Genomic DNA, 24,982 nt, shown 5'->3' with positions numbered 1-24,982 from the left:
GAGGGCGGGCGATCACCCGCCCTTCACCGCTCCAGCCGTGAGCCCGGCCACGATCTGCCTTTGCGCCAGCACCGTCAGCAGCAGCACCGGAAACGTCACGATCAGCGCGGCGGCGGCCAGCGGACCCCAGCTCAACTGGTCGAACGAGATCATGTTGTAGACCGCAACGGGCAGGGTGCGCGTCTCGCGCCCCGCCAGCACGATGCCGAATACGAAATTGTTCCAGGAGAAGATCACGGCGAGGATGAAGGCGACCGCGATGCCGGGCTTGGCGATCGGCAGCGCGACATGCCGAAACACCTGCCAGCGGCCGGCACCGTCGATAAGGGCGGCTTCCTCCAGCTCCATCGGCGTGGTCTCGAAATAGCCGATCATGATCCAGATCACGATCGGCACGGTCACGACGAGATGGATGATGATCTGCGGCACCAGCGTGCCAAGCAGGCCGAGCCACTGGAACAGCAGGAACAGGGGGATCAGATAGGACAGGCCCGGCGTGATGCGGGCGATCAGGATCACGATCGCGGATTTATGCGCGGCCATGCGCGCGATGCCGTAGCCGGCGGGTACACCGACGAGCAGCGCGAGGAACGTCGAGCTGCCGGTGACGATCAGGCTGTTCGTGAAATAGGTCAGGAAGCGGTTGGAGGCGAGCACGTCGGCATAGTTCTTCCAGGCGATGCGATCCGGAAAGAACACCGGTGGGTAGGCGGCATTGTCGACCTCGAACTTGAGCGACAGCGAGATCATCCAGAGGAAGAACAGGATCGCCGGCGAGACGATGACGAACACGGAGAGCCACAGGCCGATTTTACCGATGATCTGACGGGGTGTCATGCGCCGCTCGCGATTTCGGTCCACAGCATCCGCTGGCGGGCGTAGAGCATCACCGCCGTAAGCAGGACAATCAGCAGGAAGAACACCACCGCGATCGCCGAGCCGTAGCCGAGGTCGTAATAGGTGAAGGCGACGCTGTAGAGATAGATGTTGATCGTCTCCGACGCCGAGCCCGGTCCGCCCTGCGTGATCGCGAAGATGATGTCGAAGCTCTTCACCGCGTCGATCATGCGGATCATGCCGGCGATGAACAGGAACGGCATGATCAGCGGCAGCGTAATGAAGCGGAACACCTGCCAGAAGCTGGCGCCGTCGATCTGCGCGCTCTCGTAAGGCTCGGTCGGGATCGCGGCGAGGCCGCCGAGCACGATCAGCATCACCAGCGGCGTCCATTGCCAGGTCTCGACCAGCACCAGCGAGGGAATCACGGTCGCGGGGTGGAAGACCCAGAGCAGCGCGGGGATCCCGACCAGCGACAGCAAATAATTCAGCACGCCGAGCTGCGGGTGGAACATCATGGTCCACACCAGCGCGATCGCCACCGGCGTTGCCATCATCGGCATGATGAAGATGCCGCGCAGAAATCCGCGCCCGGCGAACTTCTGGTGGAACACCACCGCCGCGAACGTGCCCAGCACCAGCGGCAGCAGCACCGACAGCGCGGTGTAGACCATGGTATGGCCGATCGCCTCGATGAAGCGGGGATCGCTGGTCAGCCGCAGATAGTTGGAGAACCCGACGAGGGTGGTCGGCGAGCCGACCTTCCATTCGTTCAGGCTCATCCAGATGGTGAAGACCCACGGGAAGATGATGATGGCAAGCACGACGACCAGCGCCGGCACCACGAACGGCCAGTAGGACGGCGGCCGCAATTCCTTCTCCGGCGCGGCCTCAGTCGAAGCCGCGGCCGGAGTCGATTGTGTCAACGCACTCACGCCTTTTCGCTGCGCTCCAGGATCGGCCGGTACTGCTCGTGAGCCTTCTTCAACTCGGTCGCGGGATCAGCGCCTGACAGTGTCGAGGTGAGCGCGGCGCCGACGAGATCGCGGAATTCGGCGACCGGAATCACGACGGGCAGGCCGAGCTTGCTGATCTTGGCGGAATCGATCACCGATTGCAGCCACTCCTTGGGCATCTTCACGCCGCTCTGGATCTCGGGATCGTTCAGGATCGAGTTGCGGAACGGCACGCCGCCGCCGGCCTGCAGCAGCCGCGCGCCCTGTTTCTTCGAGACCACCCACTGGCACAGCAGATAGGCGGCTTCCTTGTTCTTGCTCGCGGCGGCAATGCCGATGCCGTCGCCGTAAGTGGCCGAATACTGCCCCTTCGGTCCAGCCGGCACGACGGTGTAGCCGACCTTGCCGACCACGCGCGAGGCGGCGGGATCCTCCAGCGGCGGCGCCCAGCCGACGCCATCGATCCACATCGCGGAGCGGCCTTGTGTGAACGAGGCCATCGACTCCATCCAGTTGAAGCCGGCGACACCGGGCGGGGCGACCTTCGTCAGCAGCGTCTGGTAGAGCTTTGTCGCCGCGATCGCTTCGGGGCCGTCGGTCAGGATATTGCCCTTGGCGTCGAGGAATTCGCCGCCATAGTTGAGGAAGAAGTTGGTCCACAACGTCATGTTGGCGTTGCGCAGGCCGCGCCCGACGAAGCCGTAGGTGCCGTCCTTGGGGTCGGTGAGCTTTTCGGCGGCCGCGACCATCTCGTCGAACGTCTTGGGGACAGCGACGCCCTTCTTCTGGAACAGCTCCTTGTTGTAGTAGAGGATGAAATAGTCGACCGACCACGGCAGCGACAGCATCTGGCCCTTGTCGTTCTTGGCATATTGCAGGCCGGCGGCCGAGAAATCGCTCTCGACGAGATCGGGCGCTGTCAGCGTCGGGTCCTTCATGAAGGGCGTCATGTCGGCGAGCCAGCCGGCTTTCTCGAACTGCCGCTTCTGCACGTGATAGCTGAGATGCACCACGTCGAAGCTCGGCCGGCCCGAGGTGAGCTCGATCACGACCTTCTGGCGCTGCTGCTGCTCGGGGATCTGCTCGGACTCGACCTGGATGCCGGTGAGCTCGGTGAACTCCTTGATGTTCTTTTGCAGGTTGTCGCCGCGCGGACCCTTGGCGAGGATCACCTCCAGCTTGGTTCCGGCGTATTTCTTCCAGTTGACCTCGGCGCGTGCCGGCAGGCCGGTCAGGCTGAGCGCACCGGCCGCTGCAGTGCCCGTGAGCAGCGTGCGGCGCGAGATGTTGTGGTTGGCCAATTCAGTCCCTCCCTCTGACTCATTTTCTTTGGAAGGGATACTAGCGGCCGTACCACGCCTGCCTAGTCCTAATCTACCATCAGGGACGTACGGCCGGCGTCTCCATTGGCAGGCCATGCGCCCGCGACATCAGGTAAAGTTCGAGCGCGACCAGCTCAGGCGAGCCGTAATCATAGGCCTGGGCGCGGACGCCGCTCATGCAGCTGCGCAACCGGCGCTCGATCGACCCCAGCGTCTGCCACTCCAGGCGGTAGAGCGGATAGCCGGTCGGCTGCGCTTGCGTGATCGGGGCGCCCGCGAGGCGCTTGTCGTAATTGTCGTCGTGGCAGTTGGTGCAGGCGAGGTTGAGCTGGCCCTCGCGCTGCATGAAGAGGTCGCGGCCCTGGTCGACGAACGGCTTGAGCTGCGGATCGCCGCCCGCGGTGATCGGAATGCCGCGTGACTGGTGGCCGACGTAGGCGGACAGTGCGAGCAGGTCGCGGCTCTCGTAAGCCAGCGGCGTTGCCTGCTGATGGTTGGCCCGGCAGAGATTGATGCGCTGGTCGAGCGTGACGGGGCGCGCCAGCGCCTTGTCGAAGGCAGGATAGCGCGCCGCGACGCCCTTCATGCTGCTGCGCGCATCGCCGTGGCAATCCGCACAGGCCTTGCCGGCGTCGCCCATCGTCCTGCCCCAGAGCGTCTCGCCGTCGAGCACGAACAGCATGCCCGGATTGGACGTGTCGTCATCCTGCATGGCGCGCGTGTCGGGCCCCATGAACGAATAGCCGGAGCGGCGCGCATCGGCCGGAATCTCTCCGGCGAGCAGGCCCGGACCTATGACGAGCAGTATCGCCGTCGCTATCGCGCGCCAAAACGTCATTCGACCGTGATCGAGGCGGAGGCGGTGGAGGAATAGCCGTTATCGCCGATCCACTCGAACTCGAACTTGCCGCTCTCCTTCGCGACGGTGAAGAAGGACAGGTATGGGTTCGCCGCGATCGCCGGAAACAGGTCGGCGCGGAAGATCTCGCTGCCGTTGTAGCGGCAGGTGAAGCTCGTGATGATGTCGCGCGGCACCAGTCTGCCGTCCGCAGTGTGGCGGAAGCCGGTTTCCATGATATGCGAGGTCAGGGTGCGGATCTCGATGATGTCGCCGCGTTTGGCCTTGGTCGGGACATTGATGAGCGCGGCCATCAGTTCATCTCCTCGGTGCAGGCGGCCAGCGTCACGACCACGTCGGCCGTGACCTGCCAGAACGTGTCGTCGGAGAGGCGCGCGATCGCGACCACCTTCTGGGTGTCGGCGAGCCGGATCCTCGTCGAGACCTGGGCGCGGCCGGAGGCGGGATTGAGATAGAAGTTGCCGATGTTCGGCTGCGGGTTCTTCTCGTTGAAGACGTGGATGCTCTTGACGTAGTCGTCCGCCGTCATCGGGCTCGTGACACTCACCGTCACCGGCACGGTGTTGCCGTTCTCGACCAGCGGTGGAATGTCGAGCTTCACCTTGCCGGTGCGAATCGGTGCCTCGCCGACGACGTTGCGGATCGCTGCGGTGAGCATCGCAGGCGTCGCCTCGAGCGGCCGCAGCGTGACGATGGGGATCGTCCCGGCGGCGGTGACGCCTCCGGCAAGGCTCAAAAATTGTCGTCGCGTGGTTGGCATGAGCCTAGTCCCGAAGCGTTGCAAGAAAGGTCACGATGTCCTCGATCTCCGCAGCCGACAAGATCGGCTTGCCGGAAAAACTGCGCCCGACGCGGACGAGGCCGTCGTTGCGATAATAGGATGGCATGATGGTCTCCGGGTTGAAGCGCGCCGCATCGACCAGACGAAGCCGCAACTGGCTCGCCGACCACCGGTTCCCGGCGCCCGTGAGATCAGGCGCGAGGTCGCCCTGGAACCGCGTTTCCGGAAACGGGCCGGAATGGCAGAGGATGCAGGTCGTCGTGCGCGCCAGCACCAACGCGCGCCCGCGCGCGGCATCGCCGGACGCGCCGGTGAGCGATTGTGGAATGCCGTCGCCGACGATCTTGTAGGGCACGAGCTCGTCCGCGCTCGCGCTGCAGGCGAGGCCGGCGGCGATCAGCGCTGCGATATGGACCGATGATCTAGCCAAAGGTATCCGCCGTGATGGTTTGAAACCAGCGCTCGGCCTCGGCGGCCTCGCGGGCTCGCAATTCGCGCGGAGCATCGACCGGGCTGGTCGCACCGCCCTCGACCTCGGCGAAGATGTCGCCCCTGGGCTGGTAATTGCCGGCGAGCGAAAAGCCGTAACCGGGTGCGAGGGTGTTGTAGCAGACGCCGGTCAGCCGTGGCGCCTCCGGCGCACGGCCCGCGAGCAAAGCGACAATCACCGCGGCGCAGGCCTTGCCTTGCGCGCTGGCGGCTGAGGCCGATTTGGGGATGCCGCCACCGAGGCAGGCATCACCGATGACGTGGATATTCGGAACGAGTTTTGACTCGAAGGTGACAGGGTCGATCGGGCACCAGCCGGTGTGGTCCGCCGCGCCCGCGATCTCGGCAATGCGCCCGGCACGTTGCGGCGGAATGACGTTGGCGACGTCAGGCGTGTAGTTGCCGAATTCGGTGACGATAGTCCTGGTCGTGGCATCGACGGAGGTCACGCGGCCGCCTTGCGACAGGCCAATGCGCTCGATCATGTCGCCGTAGAGCTCCTTCCACGCCTTCTCGAACAGCCGCTGCTGGGAGAAACTGTCCTTGGCATCGAGGACCAGCACTTTCGAGCGCGGCTTCTTCGTCTTCAGGTAATGCGCGATCAGGCTGGCGCGCTCGTAAGGCGCCGGCGGGCAGCGCGAGGGATTGGCAGGGATTGCAATGGCGACCGTGCCGCCGTCTTCCATCGCCTCCAACTGTCGGCGGAGCAACAGCGTCTGGACGCCGGCCTTCCAGGCGTGCGGCATCTTTTCCGATGCGGCGGAGTCATAGCCGGGCAGGGCCTCGACATGGAAGTCGATGCCGGGCGAGAGCACGAGACGGTCGTAAGGCAGCGCGACGCCGTCGGTCGTCATCACGCTGCGCCGGTCCGGCTCGATCGCGGTCACGGCCTGGCCGATCACGATGATGCCCTCGGCGGCGAGCTTGTCGTAGCCGAAACGCTGCGCGTCGATGTCGCGCAGGCCCGCGATCACCTCGTTGCTGAAGGGACAGGAGGCGAAGACCGCGTTGGGTTCGATCAGGATGACCTGCAAGTCTCCCTGCGCGCGCTTCAGCGCGCGGGCGCAAGCCGCGCCGCCGAAACCGCCGCCGACCACGACGATACGTCCCGTGGATTGCGCGCGCGAAATCGATGGCCGCACTAATGCTGCGGCCGCCATGGTGATGCCGAATACGGCATTGCGCCGTGTCACCGGGCGCGTGGTCATCAGGGGCATCTGGAAAAGGGCTGTGGCGGCAATCTCTCGCCGCCACAGCATGCTGCTTTAAGCGAAGGTGATGTTCTGGTCGCGCAGCGGCACCGAGCGGATGCGCTTGCCGGTTGCCGCGAAATAGGCGTTGAGCACGGCCGGCGCCGCAACGCCGATGGTCGGCTCGCCGACGCCGCCCCAGAACCCGCCGCTCGGCACCATCACCGACTCCACCTTCGGCATCTCGTTGATACGCATCGAGTTGTAGGTGTCGAAGTTGCTTTGCTCGATCTTGCCGTCCTTGACGGTGCAGCCGCCGTAGAACAGCGCCGAGAGGCCATAGACGAAGGAGCCAGCGATCTGCCGCTCCACCTGCGCCGGGTTGACGATGTAGCCGGGATCGGTGGAGGCGACGATGCGATGCACCTTGATCTTGTTGCCCTCGGTCACCGAGATCTCAGCGGCGCCGGCAACGTAGCTGCCATAGCCCATCACCTGCGCGATGCCACGATAGACGCCCTGCGGCGCCGGCGTGCTCCAGCCAATCTTCTCGGCGACCGCATTGAGCACCGCCAGATGCTTGGGGTGGTTGCCCATCAGCTTGCGGCGGAACTCGAGCGGGTCCTGGCCTGCGGCATGGGCGAGCTCGTCCATGAAGCATTCCATGTAGATCGCGTTGTGATTGACGTTGACGCCGCGCCAGAAGCCCGGCGGGACGTGCGGGTTGCGCATCGCATGCTCGACCAGCAGGTTCGGCACCGAGTAGCCGAACGCGGCTTCGCCGGATTGGGCGACGCCCTGGAATGCCGCCGGATCCATGCCGTTCTGCAGCGCTTCGGGGCGGAGCGAGAACAGGATCGATTGCCCGGACAGGCGGTAGTGCAGCGCGACCAGGTTGTTGTTGGCATCGAACGCGCCGGTCATCTTGCACTGGGTGATCGGGTGATAGCGACCGTGCGCCATGTCCTCTTCGCGCGACCACAACAGCTTGACGGGCGTGCCCGGCATCTGCTTGGCGACCATGACGGCCTGGCGGACATAGTCGGTCTGGCCGCGCCGGCCGAAGCCACCGCCCGGCATCACCTTGTGCACATCGCACTTCTCCGCCGGCAGGCCGGACGCCTCCAGCACCGCCGCGAAGGCGGCTTCGCCGTTCTGCGTGCCGCACCAGACCTCGCACCTGTCCGCCGTGTAGAGCGCGGTGGCGTTCATCGGCTCCATGGTGGCGTGGTTCTGGTAGGGATAGGAGTAGACGGCCTCGACCTTCTTGACGGCACTGGCGATTGCCGTCTTGGCGTCACCGTTCTTGTTGCCGACATAGGCCGGCTGGTCGTTGTCGAGGCCTTCCGCTAGCCACTTCGCGATCGACTCGCTGGAGACCTTGGCGTTGTCGCCTTCGTCCCAGACGATCGGCAGTGCTTCCAGTGCGGTCTTGGCGTGCCACCACGTGTCGGCTACCACCGCGACCGCGGTATCGCCGACCTTGACGACCTTCTTGACGCCTTTCATGCCGGTGACCTTGGCCTCGTCATAGCTCTTCAGCTTGCCGCCGAACACCGGGCAGTCCTTGATCGCGGCGTTCAGCATGCCGGGCAGCTTGACATCGATGCCGTAGACCATCGCGCCGGTGGTCTTGTCGGCGGTGTCGAGCCGTAGCAAGCCTTTGCCCACGATCGTCCAGTCCTTGGGATCCTTGAGCTTGACGTCGGCCGGCGGCGTCAGCTTGGCCGCGGCCTCGGCGACCTTGCCGTAGGTCGTGGTCCGGCCCGATGCCTTATGGGTGATGACGCCCCTGGCTACGCTGCATTCGGACGCCGGCACTTTCCATTCATTGGCGGCGGCCTCGATCAGCATCACGCGCGCGGTGGCGCCGCCCTTGCGGACATAGTCCTGCGAGGAGCGGATGCCGCGGCTGCCGCCAGTGGAGAAATCGCCCCAGACGCGCTTGCGGGCGACGCTCTGGCCGGGCGTCGGATATTCGGTCGTGACCTTCGACCAGTCGCATTCGAGCTCCTCGGCGACGAGCTGGGCAAGGCCCGTGAGCGAGCCCTGGCCCATCTCGGAGCGGGCGATGCGGATCACGACGGTGTCGTCGGGCCTGACCACGACCCAGGCGCCGATCTCGGGCGAGCCGTCGGCGGCGCGCACCACAGTGGGGCCGCCGAAGGGGATGTCGAGGCCGATTGCAAGGCCTGCGCCGACAGCAGCGGTGCCGATGACGAAGGCACGGCGGTTCATCTTGGGAGAGACGTGCTTGTTCATGGGGCGGCTCCTTACGCGCTGGCGATCGTGTGGATCGCTTCGCGCACCTGCTGGAAGGTGCCGCAGCGGCAGATATTGGTGATGGCCTCGTCGATGTCGGCGTCGGTCGGTTTCGGCTTCTCGCTCAGCAGCGCCGCCACCGCCATGATCATGCCGCTCTGGCAATAGCCGCATTGCGGAACGTCCTTCGCGATCCAGGCTTCCTGCACCTTGTGCAGCGTGGCGCCGGAGGCGAGTCCCTCGATCGTGGTGATCTTCTTGCCCTCGGCCTCGGCGACCGAGACGCCGCAGGAGCGGGTGGCGACGCCGTCGATGTGCACCGTGCAGGCGCCGCATTGTGCGATGCCGCAGCCATATTTGGTGCCGGTCAGGCCGGCATTCTCGCGGATCGCCCAGAGCAGCGGCGTATCCGGCTCGACGTCGAGCGTGAAGTTTTTTTCGTTGATTGTTAGGTTTGCCATCGCAGTCCCCTGATTGGCCCAATCCACCGATTGGACTCAGGGGCGCAATGTGTCCGGCAAATTGGAACTGTTCAAATCAAGAGTCTGCGGGGTGGCCGCACAAGAAGCTGGCATGCGCCGGGAAGAATATGGGGAGAGCGGTGTTGCGCCTTGCCCGGTTCCCGGCAGGTGAGGCTGCGCCCAAGGCCAGCCCGCGGCCTGGGGCGACGTCCTGCGGTTCCTGCGCAGGAAGTTGGGCGACAGTTTGTCCCTTTTGCCGTGGTGCAAGACGGAAATGCTTTGCTACACTGCACCCGAGTCAAAAGGAGTTCCATGAACGTGCCGGGTCCCAACGTGCTAATGCTCTATCCGCTGTTCTCGGCAGAGTCCTTCTGGAGCTTTGGCGAATCCTGCAAGGTGTTGGGCGTCAAGCGCCCTGCCGCCCCCTTGGGCCTCATCACCGTTGCCGCGATGCTGCCCGAGAGCTGGACGGTCCGGCTGATCGATTGCAACACGCAGGCCTTCAGTGACGAGGACCTCGCCTGGGCCGACGTCGTCTTCACCGGCGGCATGTTGCCGCAACAGTCCGATACGCTGCGCCTGATCGAGCTCTGCCGCGACGCCGGCAAGCCGGTGGTGGTCGGTGGGCCCGATCCCACTTCCAGCCCCCACATCTACGAGCGCGCCGACTTCCGGGTGCTCGGCGAGGCCGAGGGCGTCATCGATGAGTTCATCGCCGCCTGGGAGGGCGGGGCCCGCTCCGGTGTCTTCACCGCGCCGAAATTCCAGGCCGACGTTACCAAGACGCCGGTGCCGCGCTTCGACCTGCTCAAATTCGAGGACTATCTCTATATCGGTGTGCAGTATTCGCGCGGCTGCCCGTTCACCTGCGAATTCTGCGACATCATCGAGCTCTACGGGCGCGTGCCGCGGACCAAGACGACCGAGCAGATGTTCGTCGAGCTCGAGACGCTCTACCGGATGGGCTACCGCGGCCATCTCGACTTCGTCGACGACAATTTCATCGGCAACAAGAAGTCGCTGCGGCAATTCCTGCCGCAGCTCGCCGAGTGGCAGCGCGCCCACAACTATCCCTTCGAGCTGTCGACCGAAGCTTCGGTCAATCTCGCCGACGATCCTGAACTGCTGGAGCTGATGGGCGCCGCGAACTTCTTCGGCATCTTCGTCGGCATCGAGAGCCCGGATCCTGCGACGCTGGTCGCGATGCGCAAGAAGCAGAACACGCGGCGCAACATCGCCGAGAGCATCCACAAGATCTACGCCGCCGGCATGCTGGTCACCGCGGGCTTCATCGTCGGCTTCGACAACGAGAAGGTCTCGATGGCGGAGGCGATGATCGATTTCATCGAGGAGGCTGCGATTCCCGTCGCCATGGTCGGCCTGCTCTATGCCTTGCCGAACACGCAGCTCACGCGCCGCCTCGAGCGCGAAGGCCGGCTGCATACGGGCCATGATGTGGCGCCGACCATCGGAGCCGATCAGTGCACGGCCGGCATCAACTTCGATCCGGTCCGCCCGTTGCGCGACATCCTGATGGACTACAAGCGGGTGCTGGAGCACATCTACAGCCCGGCCGCCTACGCAGCACGCGTCGACCGCCTGATGACGCTGCTCGACCGATCCAGGCAGCGCCCCGAACTCGCCGAAGGAGATATCCGCGCCCGGCTCGGGGCGATGGAGACGGTGCACCGCGTCGTCACCGCCCTTCCCGAGGCGCGCGGGCCGCTCTGGCAGACCTTCATGAACTGCGCCAAGCGCGACACCTCATCGGCGCGCATTGCCGTGCAGATGATCGCCGCCTATGCGCATCTCGGGCCGTTCTCGCGCAAGGTCATCGCCGCCATCGACGGGCGGCTGGCCGCGCTCGACGAGGAGACGGTCGTTCCAGCCGCGACCGTGGACGTGACGGCTGCCCGCCACCTGGCTTAAGAGCCTTACTTCACCGCGAGCCGCAAAAAGCTCATCACGCTGCCAAGCGCGGCAAAGCCTGCGCCGAGAGCCAGCGCGACGGTTGCGCCGTCGTGCCCCGCAAGCGCAAAGCAGAGGGCGGCGAGCGCCGCCCCAGTAGTCTGCCCGGTCAACCGCGCAGTCGCGACAATGCCGGAGGCGCTGCCGCTGCGATGGGGCGGCGCGCTCGACATCACCGCCTTCATGTTCGGCGCCTGAAAGAAGCCGAAGCCCATGCCGCAGATCACCATCCGCCAGATGATGTCGGGGATGGCAGGATTGGCCGGCAGCATCGCGAGCAATGCCATGCCGAGGCCAAGCAGCACGAGGCCGATGCCGCCGAGCAGGCCGACCTTGTGCCGGTCGGAGAGGCGCCCCGCGATCGGCGCCATGATGCCGACCACCAGCGGCCACGGCGTCATGAAGAAGCCGGTCTCGACCTGCGAGCGCCCGAGCACGTCCTCGAAATAGAACGGCAGCGAGACGAAGGCGAGGCCCTGCACGGCGAAGGAGCACACGGCCGTCGCCGCCGACAGCGCGAACATGGGACGGCTGAACAGGTCGATCGGCAGCATCGGCGCGGGATGGTCGGCATGGCGGCGCGTCAGGATGAAGCCGAACGCGATGGCCGCGACCAGCTCGATGCCCACGACAACAGGCGACAGATTGTGCGCGGCGCTGCCGATGCCCGTGATGAACAGGCCGAGGCAGGCCGATGCCAGGATCGCGCCGAGGAAATCGAAGCCGTGATCGGCCCGCGGGGTCTTCGGCAGCATCGCAAAGCCGATGCCGGTCGCAACCAGTCCGAAGGGAATGTTGACCGCGAACAGCCACGGCCACGGGCCGAGCGCGAGGATGGCGGAGGCGATCGACGGTCCGAAGGTGAAGGCGGTGGCGACAACAAGCGCGTTGTGACCAAAACCGCGGCCCAGCATCCGGCCGGGATAGACGAAGCGCACCAGCGCCGTGTTGACGCTCATGATGCCGCTGGCGCCAAGGCCTTGCAGCGTGCGCGCCACCAGGAGGCTGTCCAGCGACCACGCCACCGCGCAGAGCAGCGAGGCGATGGTGAACAGGATCAGGCCGCCGAGATAGATGCGCTGATGCCCGACGATCTCGCCGAGCGCGCCCAGCGGCAGCAGCGTCGCCACCAGCGCGATCTGGTAGACATTGACCACCCAGACCGACTGCTCCGGTGTGACATGCAGGTCGGCGGCAATGGCGGGCAGTGCGATGTTGGCGATCGCGGTGTCGAGCGAGGCCATCGCCAGCGCCGTGAAGATCGCAGCGATCGCCCAGCGCCGCTGCGCAGCCGGAAGGCCGTCGGCGGTGATGTGGTCGGGCTCGCGCGCGGCGACAGGTAACGTGATTGTCATTGCGTTTGCGCGTTGCTCCGACGGCGTAGCTTGAGTGACGTTTGGCATGTACTACGGAGGCGCCGCCTTCCACAGGCATATGCTTGCATGCTGTGTATGCGCGAAGGTGAGGCGATCTCGCATCGCACCGGCGTATGATCGCGCGATTGCTGCAATTTTGGGGAAGCGCCATGCAAATCGTCGTTCTGCCCGGTGACGGCATCGGACCGGAGATCACGACCGCGACATCGGGTGTGCTGCGCGCGGCGTCCGAACGCTTCCAGCTCAATCTGCGGCTGGAGGAGCATGCGGTCGGGCATGCGAGCCTGAAGCTATCAGGCACGACGGTGCGCCCCGAGCTGCTCGACATCGTCCGCGCCGCCGACGGCCTCATTTTGGGGCCGACCGCGACCTTCGACTTCAAGGACGAGGCGCATGGCGAGATCAATCCGTCCAGGCACTTCCGCAAGAACCTCGATCTCTACGCCAATGTCCGGCCTGCGCGGACCTATGCGGGGCGGCCCGGCCGCATCAGTGATTTCGACCTCGTCGTGGTGCGCGAGAACACCGAAGGGTTTTACGCCGACCGCAACATGGAGCAGGGCAATGGCGAGATGCTGGTCACGCCCGACGTCGTGATCTCGCTGCGCCGGATCACGCGTCCGTGCTGCGAGCGCATCGCGCACGCCGCCTGCCGTCTCGCGATGAAGCGGCGCAAGCATCTCACCATCGTGCACAAGGCCAATGTGCTCAAGATCGGCGACGGCATGTTCCTCGACAGCTGCCGCGCAGCGGCGAAGGGCTATCCCGGTCTCGCGGTCGACGACATCCTGGTCGACGCCATGATGGCGCATGTCGTCCGCAACCCCGATCGCTTCGACGTGATCGTCTCGACCAACATGTTCGGCGACATCCTGTCCGACCTCACCGCGGAGCTGTCGGGCAGTCTCGGGCTCGGCGGCTCGCTCAATGTCGGCGACCGCTACGCCATGGCGCAGGCCGCGCACGGCTCGGCGCCCGACATCGCAGGCCAGGACGTCGCCAATCCGGTCTCGCTGATCCTGTCGACGGCGCTGCTGCTGGCCTGGCACGGCGAGAGAAGCGGCGCGGTGCGTTACGAGGAAGCCGCGCATGCGATCGAGGCGGCGGTAGCGAAGGCGCTTCGCGAGGGCAGGGCGACGCGCGATGTCGGCGGCAAGCTCGGCACGATCGCGGCGGGGGCGGCGATTGCGGAGATCGTGCAGGCGGAGTGAGCGGCGGTTGAGTTTCTTGGGGGACTAAAACAAAAAAGTCGAAAAACAACCCCATGCACAGTAGAGCGGCCCTTGATCGATAAGGGATTTTCGCGACGCGTCGCGACGACACCCGCAGCTGTGCTTGCGTTGACCCGTCGGGCAAAACACTGGCAGAATGCGATCGTGGCGGATCGCGGCGCGAATGCATCTGCGCCGGCGGCACGCGCTTGCAATGGGTTGACCCATGAAGTCTGAGACGGATGGCATCAACCTCGCAGCCAAGCCAAGCGGAACGGGTTGCGTGGAATGCTCGGCTGCAGGCGGGTGGTGGCTTCATCTTCGCCGATGCGTCGAATGCGGTCACATCGGCTGTTGTGATGCCTCGCCCAATCAGCACGCATCGAAACACAATGCGGCGACAGGTCATCCGATCATCACGAGCTTCGAGCCGGGCGAACGATGGTTTTACGACTATCGCACTGGACAGGCTTTCGCCGGCCCGAAGCTTCAAGGCCCGCAATCGCGTCCGTTGGATCAGCCGGTGCCTGGACCCGCCGGGGCGGTGCCTCCGGACTGGCAAACGCGGCTTCATGTGTAGGCGGTAGGCGGCACTCCCCGGCAACGTGGCCCTCTCCGTTGAGCCAGATCAAGACTCGCCCCGCGCGGCCGCCGGACCTTTCCATCAGCGCATCGATGGAAAGGACGGCCCATATGCAGACCCTGCTCAGGGAAATCCGGGATACCCCTTTGCTCTGGATGCTGGCCTTCGTGCCCATCGTGCTGGTGGCCGAGGCGGTGGCCCCGCATTCTCATACACTGCTGTTCGTGCTGGCGGTGCTTGCCATCGTGCCGCTGGCGGCGCTGCTCAGCCACGCCACCGAAGCGGTCGCCGCGAAGACCGGCGATGCCGTGGGCGGTCTGCTCAATGCCACCCTCGGCAATCTGACGGAGCTGATCATCGCCATCGCGGCGCTGCGCGCGGGCCAATACATGCTGGTGAAGGCCTCGATTGCGGGCGCGATCGTCACCAACGCGGTGTTCATGCTGGGGGCGTGCCTTCTGCTCGGCGGCCTGCGCTACCACGTGCAGGAGTATAACCGCGCCGGCGCGCGTCTCTCGTCCGGCCTGTTGCTGATGGCAACGGTCGCCCTGCTTGCGCCGTCGGCAGTCGCCGATCTCGAGTTGTCGCAGGGCGGGGGAATCCTGAACAAGCTCAGCGTCGGCATTTCTATCCTGCTCATCGCCGCTTACGGGCTCGGCCTGTTGTTCTCGCTCGGGACACACAAGGAATTGTTCGCAAGCGCCGATCACGGCGAGGGCGAGGAGGTGCATTTGCCGATCGGAACGGCCGTTGGCACGCTGCTGGTCGTCACCGTGCTGGTCGCGCTGGTCAGCGAAATCTTCGTGGAATCGGTGCAGAAGGCGGCGGAGACCTTCGGGATGAGCCCGGCCTTTGTCGGCTTCATCGTCGTTTCGCTGGTCGGCGCTGCCGCCGAATTTGCCGTGGCCTTCGCCGCGGCGCGCAAGGACCGGCTCGACATGGTCGTCAGCATCGCGCTCGGCAGCGCCTCGCAGATTGCGTTGTTTGTTGCACCCGCGCTGGTGCTGCTCAGCTACGTCGTGGGGCCGAAGCCGATGGACCTGCAGTTCTGGCCGGGTGCCGTCACCATGGTGATGATTGCAACGGTCACGTCGGCCTTCATCACCGCCAGCGGGCGCTCGGCATGGTTCGTCGGCGCCTTGATGCTGTTCATCTATGCGGTGTTTGCGCTGACGCTGTATGTCGTCCCGCCGGCGGGCCAGGGATGAATGTGGCGTGCGCTCATGACCGTGCAATGTCCGTTTCGGGCGCTGCGACGTGCCCGGGTCATCAGCCATTTCGCGTCTGGATCCGAACAGACATTCGCACGATTACTTCCGGCGTTCGGCTTGCGTTCGCACAATTATTGATTGTATGATTTCGCATTGATTAACCTATACGGGATTGCGAAACATGCAAGTGGCTGCAGTTTTGGCCCGCGCGAACGCGGCAATAGCGCAGAATATTCATTACAAGCTTGGCCAGGGGGGAATGAACCCCGGCTCTCCGACGCCGGGCCATGACGGCCAATGCGATTGCTCGGGTTTTGTGGCCTGGTGCTTCGGCATGAGCCGGCACACATCGGATCAGTTCTACGTCCACTTCAATGGCGGCTGGATCGAAACGACCGGAGTATGGACGGATGTCGGACAATCCGTCGGCATCTTCGAGGAGACGAGCAAGAGGCCCGGCGCCGTCGTCGTCTATCCGGACGAGCATGGGCATGAAGGACACATTGGCATCATCGTCGATGAACAGCGTGTCGTTCATTGCTCGCACGGCAACGACACGAAGTACGGCAACGCGATTCAAATCACGCCACTCACGGTGTTCAGCAACAATCCGAAGACACGCTTCGGCTGGCTGGTCGGCCTGCAAGACACTTTCAGTCTGGCGGCCGCCGTTGGACCGAACTATCGCAGCCTCACCCCCAACGGGTTCTTCTCCAGCAACCCCAGCGACACGTCGGTGAAGCGCTCGATCCGGACCAACAATCCGGGCGCGCTGAACATCTCCAATTGGCAGAAGAATTTCCCGGGCTATGCCGGGGTTACGCAGCCCGATCACGCCGGAAATGTCACGACGATCTACGTCACCCCCGAGCATGGCACGGCGGCCTGGTACAATCTTCTCACCGATCGCTACGGTTATGGCGAGGATGGCTCCTTCACCCTGGCGAACCTGGCCAAGAAATACGCGGGCGTATCCAGCACGACCGATCCGGCGGTCACTGCCTACGTCAAAGGCTGGCGCAAGTGGTCCGGCAACGTGCTGAACAAGGATTCCGTCACCCACCTCGACAAGGACGACGAGGTTCTGCTGTTGGCGAAGGCGATGTTCGGTCACGAGATCGGCGATACCTCGCCGTTGAATGATGACCAGATCATCACCGGGGTTTCATTGAAGCGCGCAGGAGAATTGCCGCCGCACTGAAGCACGACGAGATTTGGATGAATCGTCATCGCGCTTCAGGTTGATGTTTGCGCATGAAGCCAGCGCGGCAGAACGCTGAGCGTCGGGTTTTGATCGGCGGAGAACGGCGGTCCGTGGCAGCCGTCCTCCGCAGACGCGGATACGCTGACCGCTAGTAGGCCCAGTAGCTGCCGGAGGGCAAGCAATAGTCGTCGGCATAGCCGTAACCATAACCGTAATTGCCGCCATAACCGTAGTAGGACGCGGCCGGATAGCCGTAGGCGGGATAACCGCCATAGTAGCCGCCATAGCTTCCATAATAGGCGCTTCGCGCGATCGCGCCGCCGACGACGGCGCCGGCGACACCGTATCCGAGGCCGCGATAACCGTAACCGCGATAGCCCCAGCCTCCGCGATAGCCGTAACCGCCGCGGTAGCCCCATCCGACGCCGCGATAGCCGTAGCCGCCACGCCAGCCGCCAACCCAGCGCACTTCCGTCGTGGTCTGGTCGACCATCGATTTCATCGTCGAAAGATGGGTCGGGAGCGGCCCGGCCTGGGCGCCCGTGCCGAGCAGCAGGGCGCCGGCTCCGGCGAGGAGGAGGCTACGCAGGGAATTCGAGGAGGTCATGATCGATCATCTCCTTGGCTATGGGCGGCGCATTCTGCGCGGCCATCGGGCCTATTCCGGTGTGGCGCTGCCGTGGCGGCGTTGATCTGGATCAAGCGTTTTCATCGAGTCCCGGGCCGCCTCCGCCGGATCATTGCTCGATGCCGTAACAGCGCACGTGGTGCACAACCCCGGATCGCTTCGACGTCATCCGGTTTTTCGGTCTGCCGACGCGAGCGGCCCAGTCAGCAACGCAGGTTGGTTGGCTCGCTAGACATTGGCAACCTAAGCTTGTTATACTGAAATACAGCCTGAAGATGCTGGTATGGTGCCGAGAGTGCCATGGACAAAGAGCTCTTCCCGGTAAAGTCGGCTCGCGAAATAATGCAGCAACCGCCGCCGCTGTGGGCTGAACGCGCTTCGCTTTTTGCCAAACGAATTATCCGCGACGGCGTCACGGCGCTAGGTCCGAGTGACGTCGCGGGTTCAATCGAAATGGTCGACAACCTGGGGGCGGAAGAACCTGAGGTGTGGATTACAGATCGCAAGCGACACCATCCGCGAGCAGTACAGATCTGTGGATGGGATCCAATGGCGACTCCATTCTGGGTCAACCTGGTGATCGCGGCTGATGGTATTGGAACCGACCCCGATGTTAAGGGAAAGGCCGAATTGGCGAAGGGCACGTCTGTCACAAAAGCATACGGCTCGCTGCCAAACGCGATCCGTGACCTCCACGCACTTCGCTTCTTCTATAATCCACATCGATATGGTGCGTCGTATCTGGTCTACCCAAATGGCGTCGGCCGAAGCGCGGGGTATTTTTCACACACCGTGTGGCTGGCCAATCCCAAGCTCGAGCAAGTGAACACGGGCATCGAAAGCGTATGTCACTGGATGGACATCAACTCGGCGGATCCGGAATTCAAATCCGTCCAGCTCAACATCTACTTTTCGGGCCACGGATCTCCCGGAGACGCCGCTGGCGGAAGTTACGTTGTCATTCGCAATGGACGCTTGCGCACCGAGACGATCGTCCAGACCTTTCTGGACGTGCTGAGCCGGTATCGTTTCGACGGAGAGAACCTTCGGATTTCGCTTTTCATTGATTGCTGCCACGCGGCGGCTGTTGCGGCAGACTTTCGTACCCACCTCTTGAATGAGCACACTGCGCGTTTGCGGGAGTTGCCTTTCCGCACGATCTGGTGCCGTTCTCTGTTTTGCTCGAGCTTGCGCGACGAGCAGTCGTTTGACGAAGTGGGACTCAAGAACAGCTACTTCACTGCAGGCTTTCTGAAGGAGAATTCCTCGAAGCCGGTGCCGAAGGCCTATCCAGACCTAACCCAGGTGTCCATTCGCTCGACAGGACGACAAACCCCGGTGCTGATCCGCTGGAAACGTCCGGAGGATACCCCCGAGGTCCGGGTTCCCGCGATGAGGGCAGTGCCGGATGACAAGAAACAAGACCTGATGCGACCTGAGGTCGCCGAGCCGGCGGTGTTGCAGATCGCGGAAGCGACCGGTCGGGGAGACGGCAGCGGCGGGATCAACTTGTCCGACTACGTTATGTGCCTGGCAGAATATATGCGAAGCGTGTCATCGCCCTACATCTCTCACTTTGTCGAAGCCTCAGTGCCGTACGAGAAACGCCGCTCGCGGTGGGATCGGTGACCTTGTCCGGGCAGCCAATGCAAAGAGGACTCCCATGACTCAGCCGAACGATTTCTTCACGACGGAAAGCTTGCTGACATTTGGTGGTGCAACGTTGGCGACGTTCTTCGTTCCGAACGCGTTGCAGGCGGCGCTGCAGTGGAATCCTCGATGGCTCGGCCTTGCCGTCGCAGAGTTCATTTGTTTTGCCGTCGTCGGAAATGCTTGGTGGTTGGGCGCTGCGACAAGCCCGTTCCAAGTCGTCGTCGCCTTCATCAATGGCTGCCTTGTCTACTGCTCCGCCATGGGAATCACGTCGATCGGCGCTGATGCAACCGGTGTATCGGGGGCCAAGGGCACGCCGCTCCCGAAGGACGATGGCGAAAAGGCAGAGCGATCGTTCTTGACGCCCTGGGTCTAGAATAGACTGGAGAGCAATTTGAGCCCGTAGGATGGGTAGAGCCCTTGCGAAACCCATCGCGATTTACGTCGGCTGTGTCGATGGGTTTCGCCGTGCTCTACCCATCCCACGCGCTGCCGTGGCGGCGTTGATCTGGATCAAGCATTTGGGGCGTGGCAGCGGGCGTCCGCCCGATGAACGCAAGTCGGCTTCAAAGCGAAGGGGACGTTTTTCGGCTCGGTAGTCGTTTCGACTTTTGGACCCACAGCAGACTTCGAGTCCGCCAACGGATCATCCGCCGTCGGCGCTTTTTCAAGATTCACCGGATAACTTGGTTCGCCTTCGCAAGCACTTCGGATGGAACGGTTACGCCAAGCTGCCCAGCGGTCTGGAGGTTGACCACAAGCTCGTGCGACAAGGCCGCCCTGATGGGCAACTCGCCTGGATTGCCGCCGCGCAAGATTGTATCGGCGTATTGCGCCATCTGCCGCGCAGCTTCGCGAAGACTGGTCCCATAAGCAATCAGCCCTCCGGCGTCGAGCATTGATACAGGAAAAACCGATGGCAACCGGTGGGCTATCGCTAGCTCGGCGATCTGCTTCCTGCAGGCTTGATTGATCGGCTCTTCCAGCACGACCAGCGCCTGCGCGCGCTCGCGCGCCATGGCCTCAAAGGCTTTTTCATATTCGGGAGAAGGGGCTTCGACGCGGATGACTTGTGGCTGAATTCTCAGACCACGAGCCGCATCCCTGTTCGAAGTCGACATGCAGTCTGAAACGCCGAGGTCACTCAATATAGCGACCCGCTCAAGGTCGGGATTGAGCGCCTTTAGGAACTGCAATTGCGCCGTGGCCTGCTCCGGATCAAAGGTGGTCACTCCGGTAACGTTCCCGCCGGGGTGTCCCAGGTTGGAGGCTAATCCGTCGCCGAGCGGCTCGACAACGACCGCAAACACTATGGGAATCGTCGAGGTCGCTTGCCGAACCGCTCGCACTGTCACGGCCCCGATGACGGCGATAAGGTCAACGCCGAGGCCGACCATTTCGAGGGCGAACTTGGGCAGCAGATGCAATTGTCCCTCGGCTGCTCGAAGTTCGAAGCGGATTCCTTCGTCCTCGATCCATCCGAGGTCCCGAAGCCCCGACTTGAAGCCATCCATTGGATAGGCTGAACCAGCGACGATGATCCCGATGCGCTTCATGGTGTGGATTTCCTAAGGACGGCGGTGACCACGATAGCATACGCCGTCGAGGCCAGCACCTTGCGTCTTCTGACGCAACCTGAGGCGACATGGCCGCTTGTGGCCCCGAGGCGACGCGCGGGAGCCTACGGAGGTCCGCTCTCACGGGCGAAGCGGACCCACCAAGCAGGCAGTTTCGATCGTCGCTCTTGGACCCACAGCAGACATCTCCGCCCGTCGGTGCTAGATATTGGCCAATGCCATTAATGGGTCGTGGGGGCCAACGATGTCAGCAAATAACACTATCGATTTCTGGTTTACGGTTGGAAGTACCTACACGTATCTCACAGTTTCGCGGCTCCACAACGTAGAAGCAACAACGGGTCTCCGCTTCCAATGGCGTCCGTTCAATGCCCGCGCGATTATGCAGGAAATGAACAATGTTCCGTTTGCCACTAAGCCAATCAAGCTCGCCTATATGTGGCGTGACGTCGAGCGGCGGGCATCGAGGTACGGCTTGCCCATCAAGGTCCCCGCACCGTATCCGCTGACAAATTTCGATTTAGCCAGCCGCGTAGCTGTTCTGGGAGAAATGGAGGGCTGGTGTCCAGACTATGTGAGAGCCAGCTATAGACGTTGGTTTGTGGAAGGCAAAGAGGTCGGCACAGAGCCCAACCTCTCGGAAAGTTTGCGCGAGATCGGCCAAGATCCGGGTCGGGTCATCGAGGCCGCAAATGCAGACCCCGTTGGACGCGCGTATGACAACAACACCGAGGAGGCGAGGCGTTTGAATATTTTTGGTGCTCCAACCTTTGTCGTCCGCGGCGAGCTGTTTTGGGGCGATGACCGGCTCGATGATGCCATTGACTGGCACGCTAAAGGGATGCTGAACCCCGTCTGAGATTGGCCGCTTGTGGCCCATGCCGGACGTTCGCTCAGAGCGTCGCATTGTCTGCTTCCGACAGGTGAGCCGACCAAGGTCAGCTGGCTGCCGAGGGCAGCCTTTGACCCCGAAGCAGACGTTGACCACCGATGGTCGGCCGGCATGCTATAGAACGGGGCGTGCGCAAAGTGTGCGGCGATTGGCAGCTTGCATGAGCGATGAGAATAGGTTGTGGCCCTTCGGGCGCCCCGTGTTAGGCGCGATTGCTATGCTGTGTATGGCCTTTGTGGTCTTTAAATTCGCCCGCGCGCCATCCACTCAGGAAGCCATGCAGGGATCACTCAAGGAACTTGGTCTGCCAGAGCTTACAACGGCATTCGCGCTTCATCCCGACACCTGCTCGATTGAGAGGTCTCTCTGGAAATGGCATGTAAGCTGCGAAGGCGTGCCGATTTCCTTCTATCAGGATCGGATGCTCTGCATTGCGGGGCCCCCAAGAACTTGCATTTCGGTGCCGACCGATGAGCGGGTTTGCGTATCGTACTATTGGGATATCGATCTTAATGGAATGCCGTCAAACCCGCGCGGTGACCACGGCCGCTATGCCTCTGTTGGTAATGGTTGCAACCCCAAGGGCTCGCGCGTCGCTGAGCGCGAGGCGATGGCAAAGCTCGGAATTGCGCCTCATCGCGTCGAATGAACTCTGCTTGGGCGCAAGGTGAGACATGGCTCGTCCGCAATAGGTAGCCTGTTGCGGACGTCCGGTAGCTCGTAGGATGGGTAGAGCACTTGCGAAAACCATCAGCTCCATGTCGGATGCTGCCGATGGGTTTCGCTGCGCTCTACCCATTCTACGGGCCTGCTCCTCGGTAACCACGGGCGGTTACGTTCCGCGGATCGCGCGTAGTCGAATGCGCTATCCGCATCTGAAAATCGGTCTCGAAGAAACGAGCCTTAAGCTTTTAGGTCCGTGATCCTCATGATTGCGACCACGTTTCCGTCATTGTACGCCTGCTCTTTCGTGTCCTTGTTGCAGGTCCAGACAAAGTTCTTCTTGCCCGTAAAGACCTTTCCCTCCTGATCGAGCCGAAGCTCCCCTTCGGTGATGTGGCAAACCATGGCATTCATCATCGGGGGACCCATGGTCTTCGATCCCGGCTGCATGATGATGTCGCGCATCGAGACGGTCTTGAAACCGGGGATGAGGGATGGTGTCTCGCCCTCGTATTCGCGCACCACCACTCCTGGCCACGGCGTCGTATCCTTGTAGCCTGCGGTTTGAGCGGAGGCGGGCTTCATCACGGCTGCGGTAGCCGCTGCCAACCCGATTCCCAATGCAGACCTTCGATTGATCTTGCTCATCGCTTTCTCCTGAAGTTACTGCAACGCGTCGCCGCAAAAGCGGCTAACGGATTCGAGGAATGTGAAAGGTCATGCGAGACCGAAAAAGGGGCGGTCTCTTAAGGATGCGTACTTGCCGACAGCATGAGTTCTGCTCGTTCGTCCCGAACGGCGACTTCGGCACATCCCGCTTCAACGGCAATCGCATTCTACGCCACCTGAGGTGCTTGAGAAACAGATGGTTTCGTCTGAAGACCCGATTGGCATACCGTCAAGAGCGGAGGACTGCGGCTCCAAGGAATGCCTGGAGTTGGGGGAGGCAAGCCGGGCTCGGCGGGGCTGCGACAGTTCCCAGGTCCAAAGCAGGCATCAGGTTTCGCGGACCGATCGCATTAGGCAGAGAGCCCTGGCCGGTAGAACAGACGGTAGAGCAACGAGGCTCGTCACATCAGGCCCAGATTGCGGACCAGCATGTAGACCGCCACCGCGAAAATGAACGCAGCAAACACGGTGTTCAACGCGCCCGTGCGGCGAGCAAGCGAGGTCGCGGAGCTGGCGCCGAGAAGCCCGCCGAGGACGCCGCCGACGACGAACAACATGGCAAGAGACCAATCCACAAAGCCGGACAGGGCGTAATTCGCCGCAGTGGTCAGCCCGAAGGCGGTGACCGCCAGGAGTGATGAACCCACCGCGTACAAGATCGGCATGCCGGTGGCGGCGATCAGAGCGGGCACAATCAGGAAGCCGCCACCGATCCCGAAGAAGCCGGACAAGGCTCCCGTGACGAGCCCCAAAGCCAGAAGCTTCGGAAGATTTTCCCGGTTGAGCCTGACCGATGGCTCGCCCTCGCCGGAGCGACCCTTCAGCATCAGGATGCCAACCACCAACATGACGATGGCGAACAAGGCGAGCAGCTTCTGACCATCGATGATCTTGCCGAGAGTAGAACCGAGAAAGGCACCAGCCACGCCTGCGAGCGCGAACACCGAGGCGCAGCGCCACTTTACGTTACCGGCGCGAATATGGTTCGCCAGGTTAACGACAGCGTTCGCCGCGACGGCGATGGCGCTGGTCCCGATCGCGACATGCGGATCCGGCACCCCGACCAGATAGATCAGCAGCGGGACCGCCAGAATGGAGCCGCCGCCTCCGACCAGTCCCAGCGAAAAGCCGACCAACGAGCCGGAGGCGATACCGAGCGCACCTTGGGTCAGCGACAGCATGGGAGAACTCCTCGATTCAAGCGTTATGCGGCTTGCGCCGGCGCACCGTAGTGGCCGCGGTTCCAGGGCGCCCGCATCAGGATGCGGGCCATGCCGCAGAAGCCGGTGACTCCGGCGGTCATCAGTCCGGCGCCGACAAAAGCGGGCACGACGAAGAACCAGGGTGAGACGAGAAGGCCGAGCAGCGTTCCGAAGAACGCGAGACTTCCGGCACCGATCTGCACCTGACGTTGAAGTTCGAGCGGCCGACGCCGGTCGGTCGCGACCGGCAGGCCTGCCTTTCGCCAGGCGTCGAGCCCACCCCCGACGATGAAGGCATCGCAGGTTCCATCAAGCTTCGCCGCGAGCCGCGATCCGTTGGCCTGAGTGCGGGCGCCGCTCTTGCAATGAAAGATGACCGGCGTGCCCGGATGCGTGGCGAGATCGGCTTCGTCGAGCCTCGACAATGGCAGGTTTCGCGCACCGATAATCTTCTCGCGCGCGTGCTCGTCGGCCTCGCGGATGTCGATGAGGACAGCACCATTGTCGAGAAGACGGCGGGCGTCAGTCGGATTGATAAGAGGTAGCGACATTCTCAATTCCTTCTCTGGATTATCTGCTCTTGGTTTTGACAGGCGCGCAAAACAGTTTGTGCAGCGTGGCAAAGAGCTGCTCGATGCGCGGATCGGCGATGCGGTACCAAAGCGTCTGGCTTTCCCTGCGGAAAGTGACGAGACCCTCCTCGCGCATTTTGGCGAGATGTTGCGACAGGGCCGATTGCGATAGCCCCGCGACTTCGGCGAGGGAGCTCACGTTGTCCTCGCCGTATTCAACGAGCCTGCACAGGATCATCAACCGGCGCTCATTCGCGAGCGCCCGTAGGATGGAGGCAACCTCGACGGCCTGCTTCTCGAAAGTTTCCGGATCGAACGACAAAGAGGCCATCGACCTTGCTCCCATTACTTTAGGCATTGCTTATTTAGCTATTGCTAATATATTCGTCAAGACCAACCAACCCACGACATCAGGA

Annotated in this window: 26 protein-coding genes; 9 read left to right on the top strand and 17 right to left on the bottom strand. The window is 63.1% G+C overall.

The annotated features are described in order from the left end of the window. Window positions 1–12 precede the first annotated feature (12 nt). The 10 genes from JQ592_RS03785 to JQ592_RS03740 form a co-directional block, all read right to left on the bottom strand. Window positions 13–837: a carbohydrate ABC transporter permease gene (locus JQ592_RS03785; RefSeq protein WP_211401562.1), complete on the bottom strand. Its 825-nt coding sequence runs from the start codon at window positions 835–837 to the stop codon at window positions 13–15. Then, window positions 834–1,772, bottom strand: a complete 939-nt coding sequence (locus tag JQ592_RS03780) for a carbohydrate ABC transporter permease (RefSeq protein ID WP_211401561.1) — start codon at window positions 1,770–1,772, stop codon at window positions 834–836. Before JQ592_RS03780 ends, JQ592_RS03785 begins: the two co-directional genes overlap by 4 nt. Beyond that, on the bottom strand, window positions 1,769–3,094 hold the full coding sequence (locus JQ592_RS03775) for an ABC transporter substrate-binding protein (RefSeq protein ID WP_211401560.1): 1,326 nt from the start codon (window positions 3,092–3,094) through the stop codon (window positions 1,769–1,771). The genes JQ592_RS03780 and JQ592_RS03775 overlap by 4 nt, the downstream gene beginning before the upstream one ends. A 79-nt stretch (window positions 3,095–3,173) precedes the next feature. After that, window positions 3,174–3,953, bottom strand: a complete 780-nt coding sequence (gene soxA / locus JQ592_RS03770; RefSeq protein ID WP_211401559.1) for a sulfur oxidation c-type cytochrome SoxA — start codon at window positions 3,951–3,953, stop codon at window positions 3,174–3,176. Further along, entirely contained in the window at window positions 3,950–4,267 is a 318-nt protein-coding gene (soxZ, locus tag JQ592_RS03765) for a thiosulfate oxidation carrier complex protein SoxZ (RefSeq protein ID WP_211401558.1), read from the bottom strand. Before soxZ ends, soxA begins: the two co-directional genes overlap by 4 nt. Beyond that, the gene (locus JQ592_RS03760; RefSeq protein ID WP_211401557.1) at window positions 4,267–4,734 is read right to left on the bottom strand and encodes a SoxY-related AACIE arm protein; all 468 of its coding nucleotides are present in this window, start codon (window positions 4,732–4,734) and stop codon (window positions 4,267–4,269) included. Before JQ592_RS03760 ends, soxZ begins: the two co-directional genes overlap by 1 nt. Window positions 4,735–4,738: 4 nt before the next feature. Next, window positions 4,739–5,185: a sulfur oxidation c-type cytochrome SoxX gene (soxX, locus tag JQ592_RS03755; RefSeq protein WP_211401556.1), complete on the bottom strand. Its 447-nt coding sequence runs from the start codon at window positions 5,183–5,185 to the stop codon at window positions 4,739–4,741. Further along, a complete protein-coding gene (locus tag JQ592_RS03750; RefSeq protein WP_211401555.1) occupies window positions 5,178–6,461 on the bottom strand; it encodes an NAD(P)/FAD-dependent oxidoreductase in 1,284 nt (427 codons plus the stop codon). Before JQ592_RS03750 ends, soxX begins: the two co-directional genes overlap by 8 nt. A gap of 48 nt (window positions 6,462–6,509) precedes the next feature. Then, the gene (locus JQ592_RS03745; RefSeq protein ID WP_211401554.1) at window positions 6,510–8,696 is read right to left on the bottom strand and encodes a xanthine dehydrogenase family protein molybdopterin-binding subunit; all 2,187 of its coding nucleotides are present in this window, start codon (window positions 8,694–8,696) and stop codon (window positions 6,510–6,512) included. An 11-nt stretch (window positions 8,697–8,707) separates the two neighbouring features. Continuing rightward, a complete protein-coding gene (locus tag JQ592_RS03740; RefSeq protein ID WP_211401553.1) occupies window positions 8,708–9,157 on the bottom strand; it encodes a (2Fe-2S)-binding protein in 450 nt (149 codons plus the stop codon). Between the two features lie 312 nt (window positions 9,158–9,469). Here JQ592_RS03740 and JQ592_RS03735 point away from each other — a divergent pair, with 312 nt between their 5' ends. After that, complete coding sequence (locus JQ592_RS03735) at window positions 9,470–11,086, top strand: B12-binding domain-containing radical SAM protein (protein WP_211401552.1); 1,617 nt, start codon at window positions 9,470–9,472, stop codon at window positions 11,084–11,086. A 5-nt stretch (window positions 11,087–11,091) separates the two neighbouring features. On the opposite strand, the gene JQ592_RS03730 is transcribed toward JQ592_RS03735, so the two are convergent. Then, window positions 11,092–12,480, bottom strand: a complete 1,389-nt coding sequence (locus JQ592_RS03730) for an MFS transporter (protein ID WP_211401551.1) — start codon at window positions 12,478–12,480, stop codon at window positions 11,092–11,094. Between the two features lie 170 nt (window positions 12,481–12,650). On the opposite strand from JQ592_RS03730, the gene JQ592_RS03725 reads away from it, so the two are divergent. The 4 genes from JQ592_RS03725 to JQ592_RS03710 all read left to right on the top strand — a co-directional run bounded on the left by JQ592_RS03725 (window position 12,651) and on the right by JQ592_RS03710 (window position 16,707). Then, on the top strand, window positions 12,651–13,712 hold the full coding sequence (locus tag JQ592_RS03725) for an isocitrate/isopropylmalate dehydrogenase family protein (RefSeq protein WP_211401550.1): 1,062 nt from the start codon (window positions 12,651–12,653) through the stop codon (window positions 13,710–13,712). Window positions 13,713–13,938: 226 nt separating this feature from the next. Then, complete coding sequence (locus JQ592_RS03720; protein ID WP_211401549.1) at window positions 13,939–14,292, top strand: UBP-type zinc finger domain-containing protein; 354 nt, start codon at window positions 13,939–13,941, stop codon at window positions 14,290–14,292. A gap of 113 nt (window positions 14,293–14,405) precedes the next feature. Next, window positions 14,406–15,503: a calcium/proton exchanger gene (gene cax, locus JQ592_RS03715; protein WP_211401548.1), complete on the top strand. Its 1,098-nt coding sequence runs from the start codon at window positions 14,406–14,408 to the stop codon at window positions 15,501–15,503. A 184-nt stretch (window positions 15,504–15,687) separates the two neighbouring features. Further along, complete coding sequence (locus JQ592_RS03710) at window positions 15,688–16,707, top strand: hypothetical protein (protein WP_211401547.1); 1,020 nt, start codon at window positions 15,688–15,690, stop codon at window positions 16,705–16,707. Between the two features lie 151 nt (window positions 16,708–16,858). Here JQ592_RS03710 and JQ592_RS03705 read toward each other — a convergent pair whose 3' ends face one another. Then, entirely contained in the window at window positions 16,859–17,317 is a 459-nt protein-coding gene (locus JQ592_RS03705) for a hypothetical protein (RefSeq protein WP_211401546.1), read from the bottom strand. A 321-nt stretch (window positions 17,318–17,638) separates the two neighbouring features. Between JQ592_RS03705 and JQ592_RS03700 the strand changes: the two genes are divergently transcribed. Next, window positions 17,639–18,967, top strand: a complete 1,329-nt coding sequence (locus JQ592_RS03700) for a hypothetical protein (RefSeq protein WP_211401545.1) — start codon at window positions 17,639–17,641, stop codon at window positions 18,965–18,967. A 34-nt stretch (window positions 18,968–19,001) separates the two neighbouring features. Beyond that, the gene (locus JQ592_RS03695; RefSeq protein ID WP_211401544.1) at window positions 19,002–19,367 is read left to right on the top strand and encodes a hypothetical protein; all 366 of its coding nucleotides are present in this window, start codon (window positions 19,002–19,004) and stop codon (window positions 19,365–19,367) included. 298 nt (window positions 19,368–19,665) lie between these two features. Here the strand turns inward: JQ592_RS03695 and JQ592_RS03690 are convergent, their stop codons facing one another. Beyond that, entirely contained in the window at window positions 19,666–20,547 is an 882-nt protein-coding gene (locus tag JQ592_RS03690) for an ABC transporter substrate-binding protein (RefSeq protein ID WP_211401543.1), read from the bottom strand. Window positions 20,548–20,812: 265 nt separating this feature from the next. Here JQ592_RS03690 and JQ592_RS03685 point away from each other — a divergent pair, with 265 nt between their 5' ends. Then, on the top strand, window positions 20,813–21,427 hold the full coding sequence (locus JQ592_RS03685) for a 2-hydroxychromene-2-carboxylate isomerase (RefSeq protein WP_211401542.1): 615 nt from the start codon (window positions 20,813–20,815) through the stop codon (window positions 21,425–21,427). A 193-nt stretch (window positions 21,428–21,620) separates the two neighbouring features. Then, complete coding sequence (locus JQ592_RS03680; protein WP_211401541.1) at window positions 21,621–22,109, top strand: hypothetical protein; 489 nt, start codon at window positions 21,621–21,623, stop codon at window positions 22,107–22,109. 254 nt (window positions 22,110–22,363) lie between these two features. Here the strand turns inward: JQ592_RS03680 and JQ592_RS03675 are convergent, their stop codons facing one another. From JQ592_RS03675 to JQ592_RS03660, 4 genes are all read right to left on the bottom strand, one after another. Continuing rightward, entirely contained in the window at window positions 22,364–22,771 is a 408-nt protein-coding gene (locus tag JQ592_RS03675; RefSeq protein WP_211401540.1) for a hypothetical protein, read from the bottom strand. 422 nt (window positions 22,772–23,193) lie between these two features. Further along, a complete protein-coding gene (locus tag JQ592_RS03670) occupies window positions 23,194–23,973 on the bottom strand; it encodes a sulfite exporter TauE/SafE family protein (protein ID WP_211401539.1) in 780 nt (259 codons plus the stop codon). 23 nt (window positions 23,974–23,996) lie between these two features. Continuing rightward, window positions 23,997–24,545 carry a rhodanese family protein gene (locus JQ592_RS03665; protein WP_211401538.1) on the bottom strand — a complete coding sequence of 183 codons (549 nt, stop codon included), beginning with the start codon at window positions 24,543–24,545 and terminating at the stop codon, window positions 23,997–23,999. 19 nt (window positions 24,546–24,564) lie between these two features. Next, window positions 24,565–24,897 (bottom strand): ArsR/SmtB family transcription factor, encoded by a 333-nt coding sequence (locus tag JQ592_RS03660; RefSeq protein WP_211401537.1) that lies wholly within the window; start codon window positions 24,895–24,897, stop codon window positions 24,565–24,567. Window positions 24,898–24,982 lie beyond the last annotated feature (85 nt).

Origin of the sequence: Bradyrhizobium iriomotense, from assembly GCF_018129405.1 — a bacterium.
Lineage (GTDB): Bacteria > Pseudomonadota > Alphaproteobacteria > Rhizobiales > Xanthobacteraceae > Bradyrhizobium > Bradyrhizobium iriomotense_B.
This window is presented reverse-complemented; position numbering and strand designations above follow the sequence as displayed.

Coding starts and splice junctions, on each gene's coding strand:
- JQ592_RS03785 (WP_211401562.1), bottom strand. CDS start 837: ATGACACCCCGTCAGATCATCGGTAAAATCGGCCTGTGGCTCTCCGTG.
- soxA (WP_211401559.1), bottom strand. CDS start 3,953: ATGACGTTTTGGCGCGCGATAGCGACGGCGATACTGCTCGTCATAGGT.
- soxZ (WP_211401558.1), bottom strand. CDS start 4,267: ATGGCCGCGCTCATCAATGTCCCGACCAAGGCCAAACGCGGCGACATC.
- JQ592_RS03760 (WP_211401557.1), bottom strand. CDS start 4,734: ATGCCAACCACGCGACGACAATTTTTGAGCCTTGCCGGAGGCGTCACC.
- JQ592_RS03750 (WP_211401555.1), bottom strand. CDS start 6,461: ATGCCCCTGATGACCACGCGCCCGGTGACACGGCGCAATGCCGTATTC.
- JQ592_RS03745 (WP_211401554.1), bottom strand. CDS start 8,696: ATGAACAAGCACGTCTCTCCCAAGATGAACCGCCGTGCCTTCGTCATC.
- JQ592_RS03740 (WP_211401553.1), bottom strand. CDS start 9,157: ATGGCAAACCTAACAATCAACGAAAAAAACTTCACGCTCGACGTCGAG.
- JQ592_RS03735 (WP_211401552.1), top strand. CDS start 9,470: ATGAACGTGCCGGGTCCCAACGTGCTAATGCTCTATCCGCTGTTCTCG.
- JQ592_RS03730 (WP_211401551.1), bottom strand. CDS start 12,480: ATGACAATCACGTTACCTGTCGCCGCGCGCGAGCCCGACCACATCACC.
- JQ592_RS03725 (WP_211401550.1), top strand. CDS start 12,651: ATGCAAATCGTCGTTCTGCCCGGTGACGGCATCGGACCGGAGATCACG.
- JQ592_RS03720 (WP_211401549.1), top strand. CDS start 13,939: ATGAAGTCTGAGACGGATGGCATCAACCTCGCAGCCAAGCCAAGCGGA.
- cax (WP_211401548.1), top strand. CDS start 14,406: ATGCAGACCCTGCTCAGGGAAATCCGGGATACCCCTTTGCTCTGGATG.
- JQ592_RS03710 (WP_211401547.1), top strand. CDS start 15,688: ATGCAAGTGGCTGCAGTTTTGGCCCGCGCGAACGCGGCAATAGCGCAG.
- JQ592_RS03705 (WP_211401546.1), bottom strand. CDS start 17,317: ATGACCTCCTCGAATTCCCTGCGTAGCCTCCTCCTCGCCGGAGCCGGC.
- JQ592_RS03700 (WP_211401545.1), top strand. CDS start 17,639: ATGGACAAAGAGCTCTTCCCGGTAAAGTCGGCTCGCGAAATAATGCAG.
- JQ592_RS03695 (WP_211401544.1), top strand. CDS start 19,002: ATGACTCAGCCGAACGATTTCTTCACGACGGAAAGCTTGCTGACATTT.
- JQ592_RS03690 (WP_211401543.1), bottom strand. CDS start 20,547: ATGAAGCGCATCGGGATCATCGTCGCTGGTTCAGCCTATCCAATGGAT.
- JQ592_RS03685 (WP_211401542.1), top strand. CDS start 20,813: ATGTCAGCAAATAACACTATCGATTTCTGGTTTACGGTTGGAAGTACC.
- JQ592_RS03680 (WP_211401541.1), top strand. CDS start 21,621: ATGAGCGATGAGAATAGGTTGTGGCCCTTCGGGCGCCCCGTGTTAGGC.
- JQ592_RS03675 (WP_211401540.1), bottom strand. CDS start 22,771: ATGAGCAAGATCAATCGAAGGTCTGCATTGGGAATCGGGTTGGCAGCG.
- JQ592_RS03670 (WP_211401539.1), bottom strand. CDS start 23,973: ATGCTGTCGCTGACCCAAGGTGCGCTCGGTATCGCCTCCGGCTCGTTG.
- JQ592_RS03665 (WP_211401538.1), bottom strand. CDS start 24,545: ATGTCGCTACCTCTTATCAATCCGACTGACGCCCGCCGTCTTCTCGAC.
- JQ592_RS03660 (WP_211401537.1), bottom strand. CDS start 24,897: ATGGCCTCTTTGTCGTTCGATCCGGAAACTTTCGAGAAGCAGGCCGTC.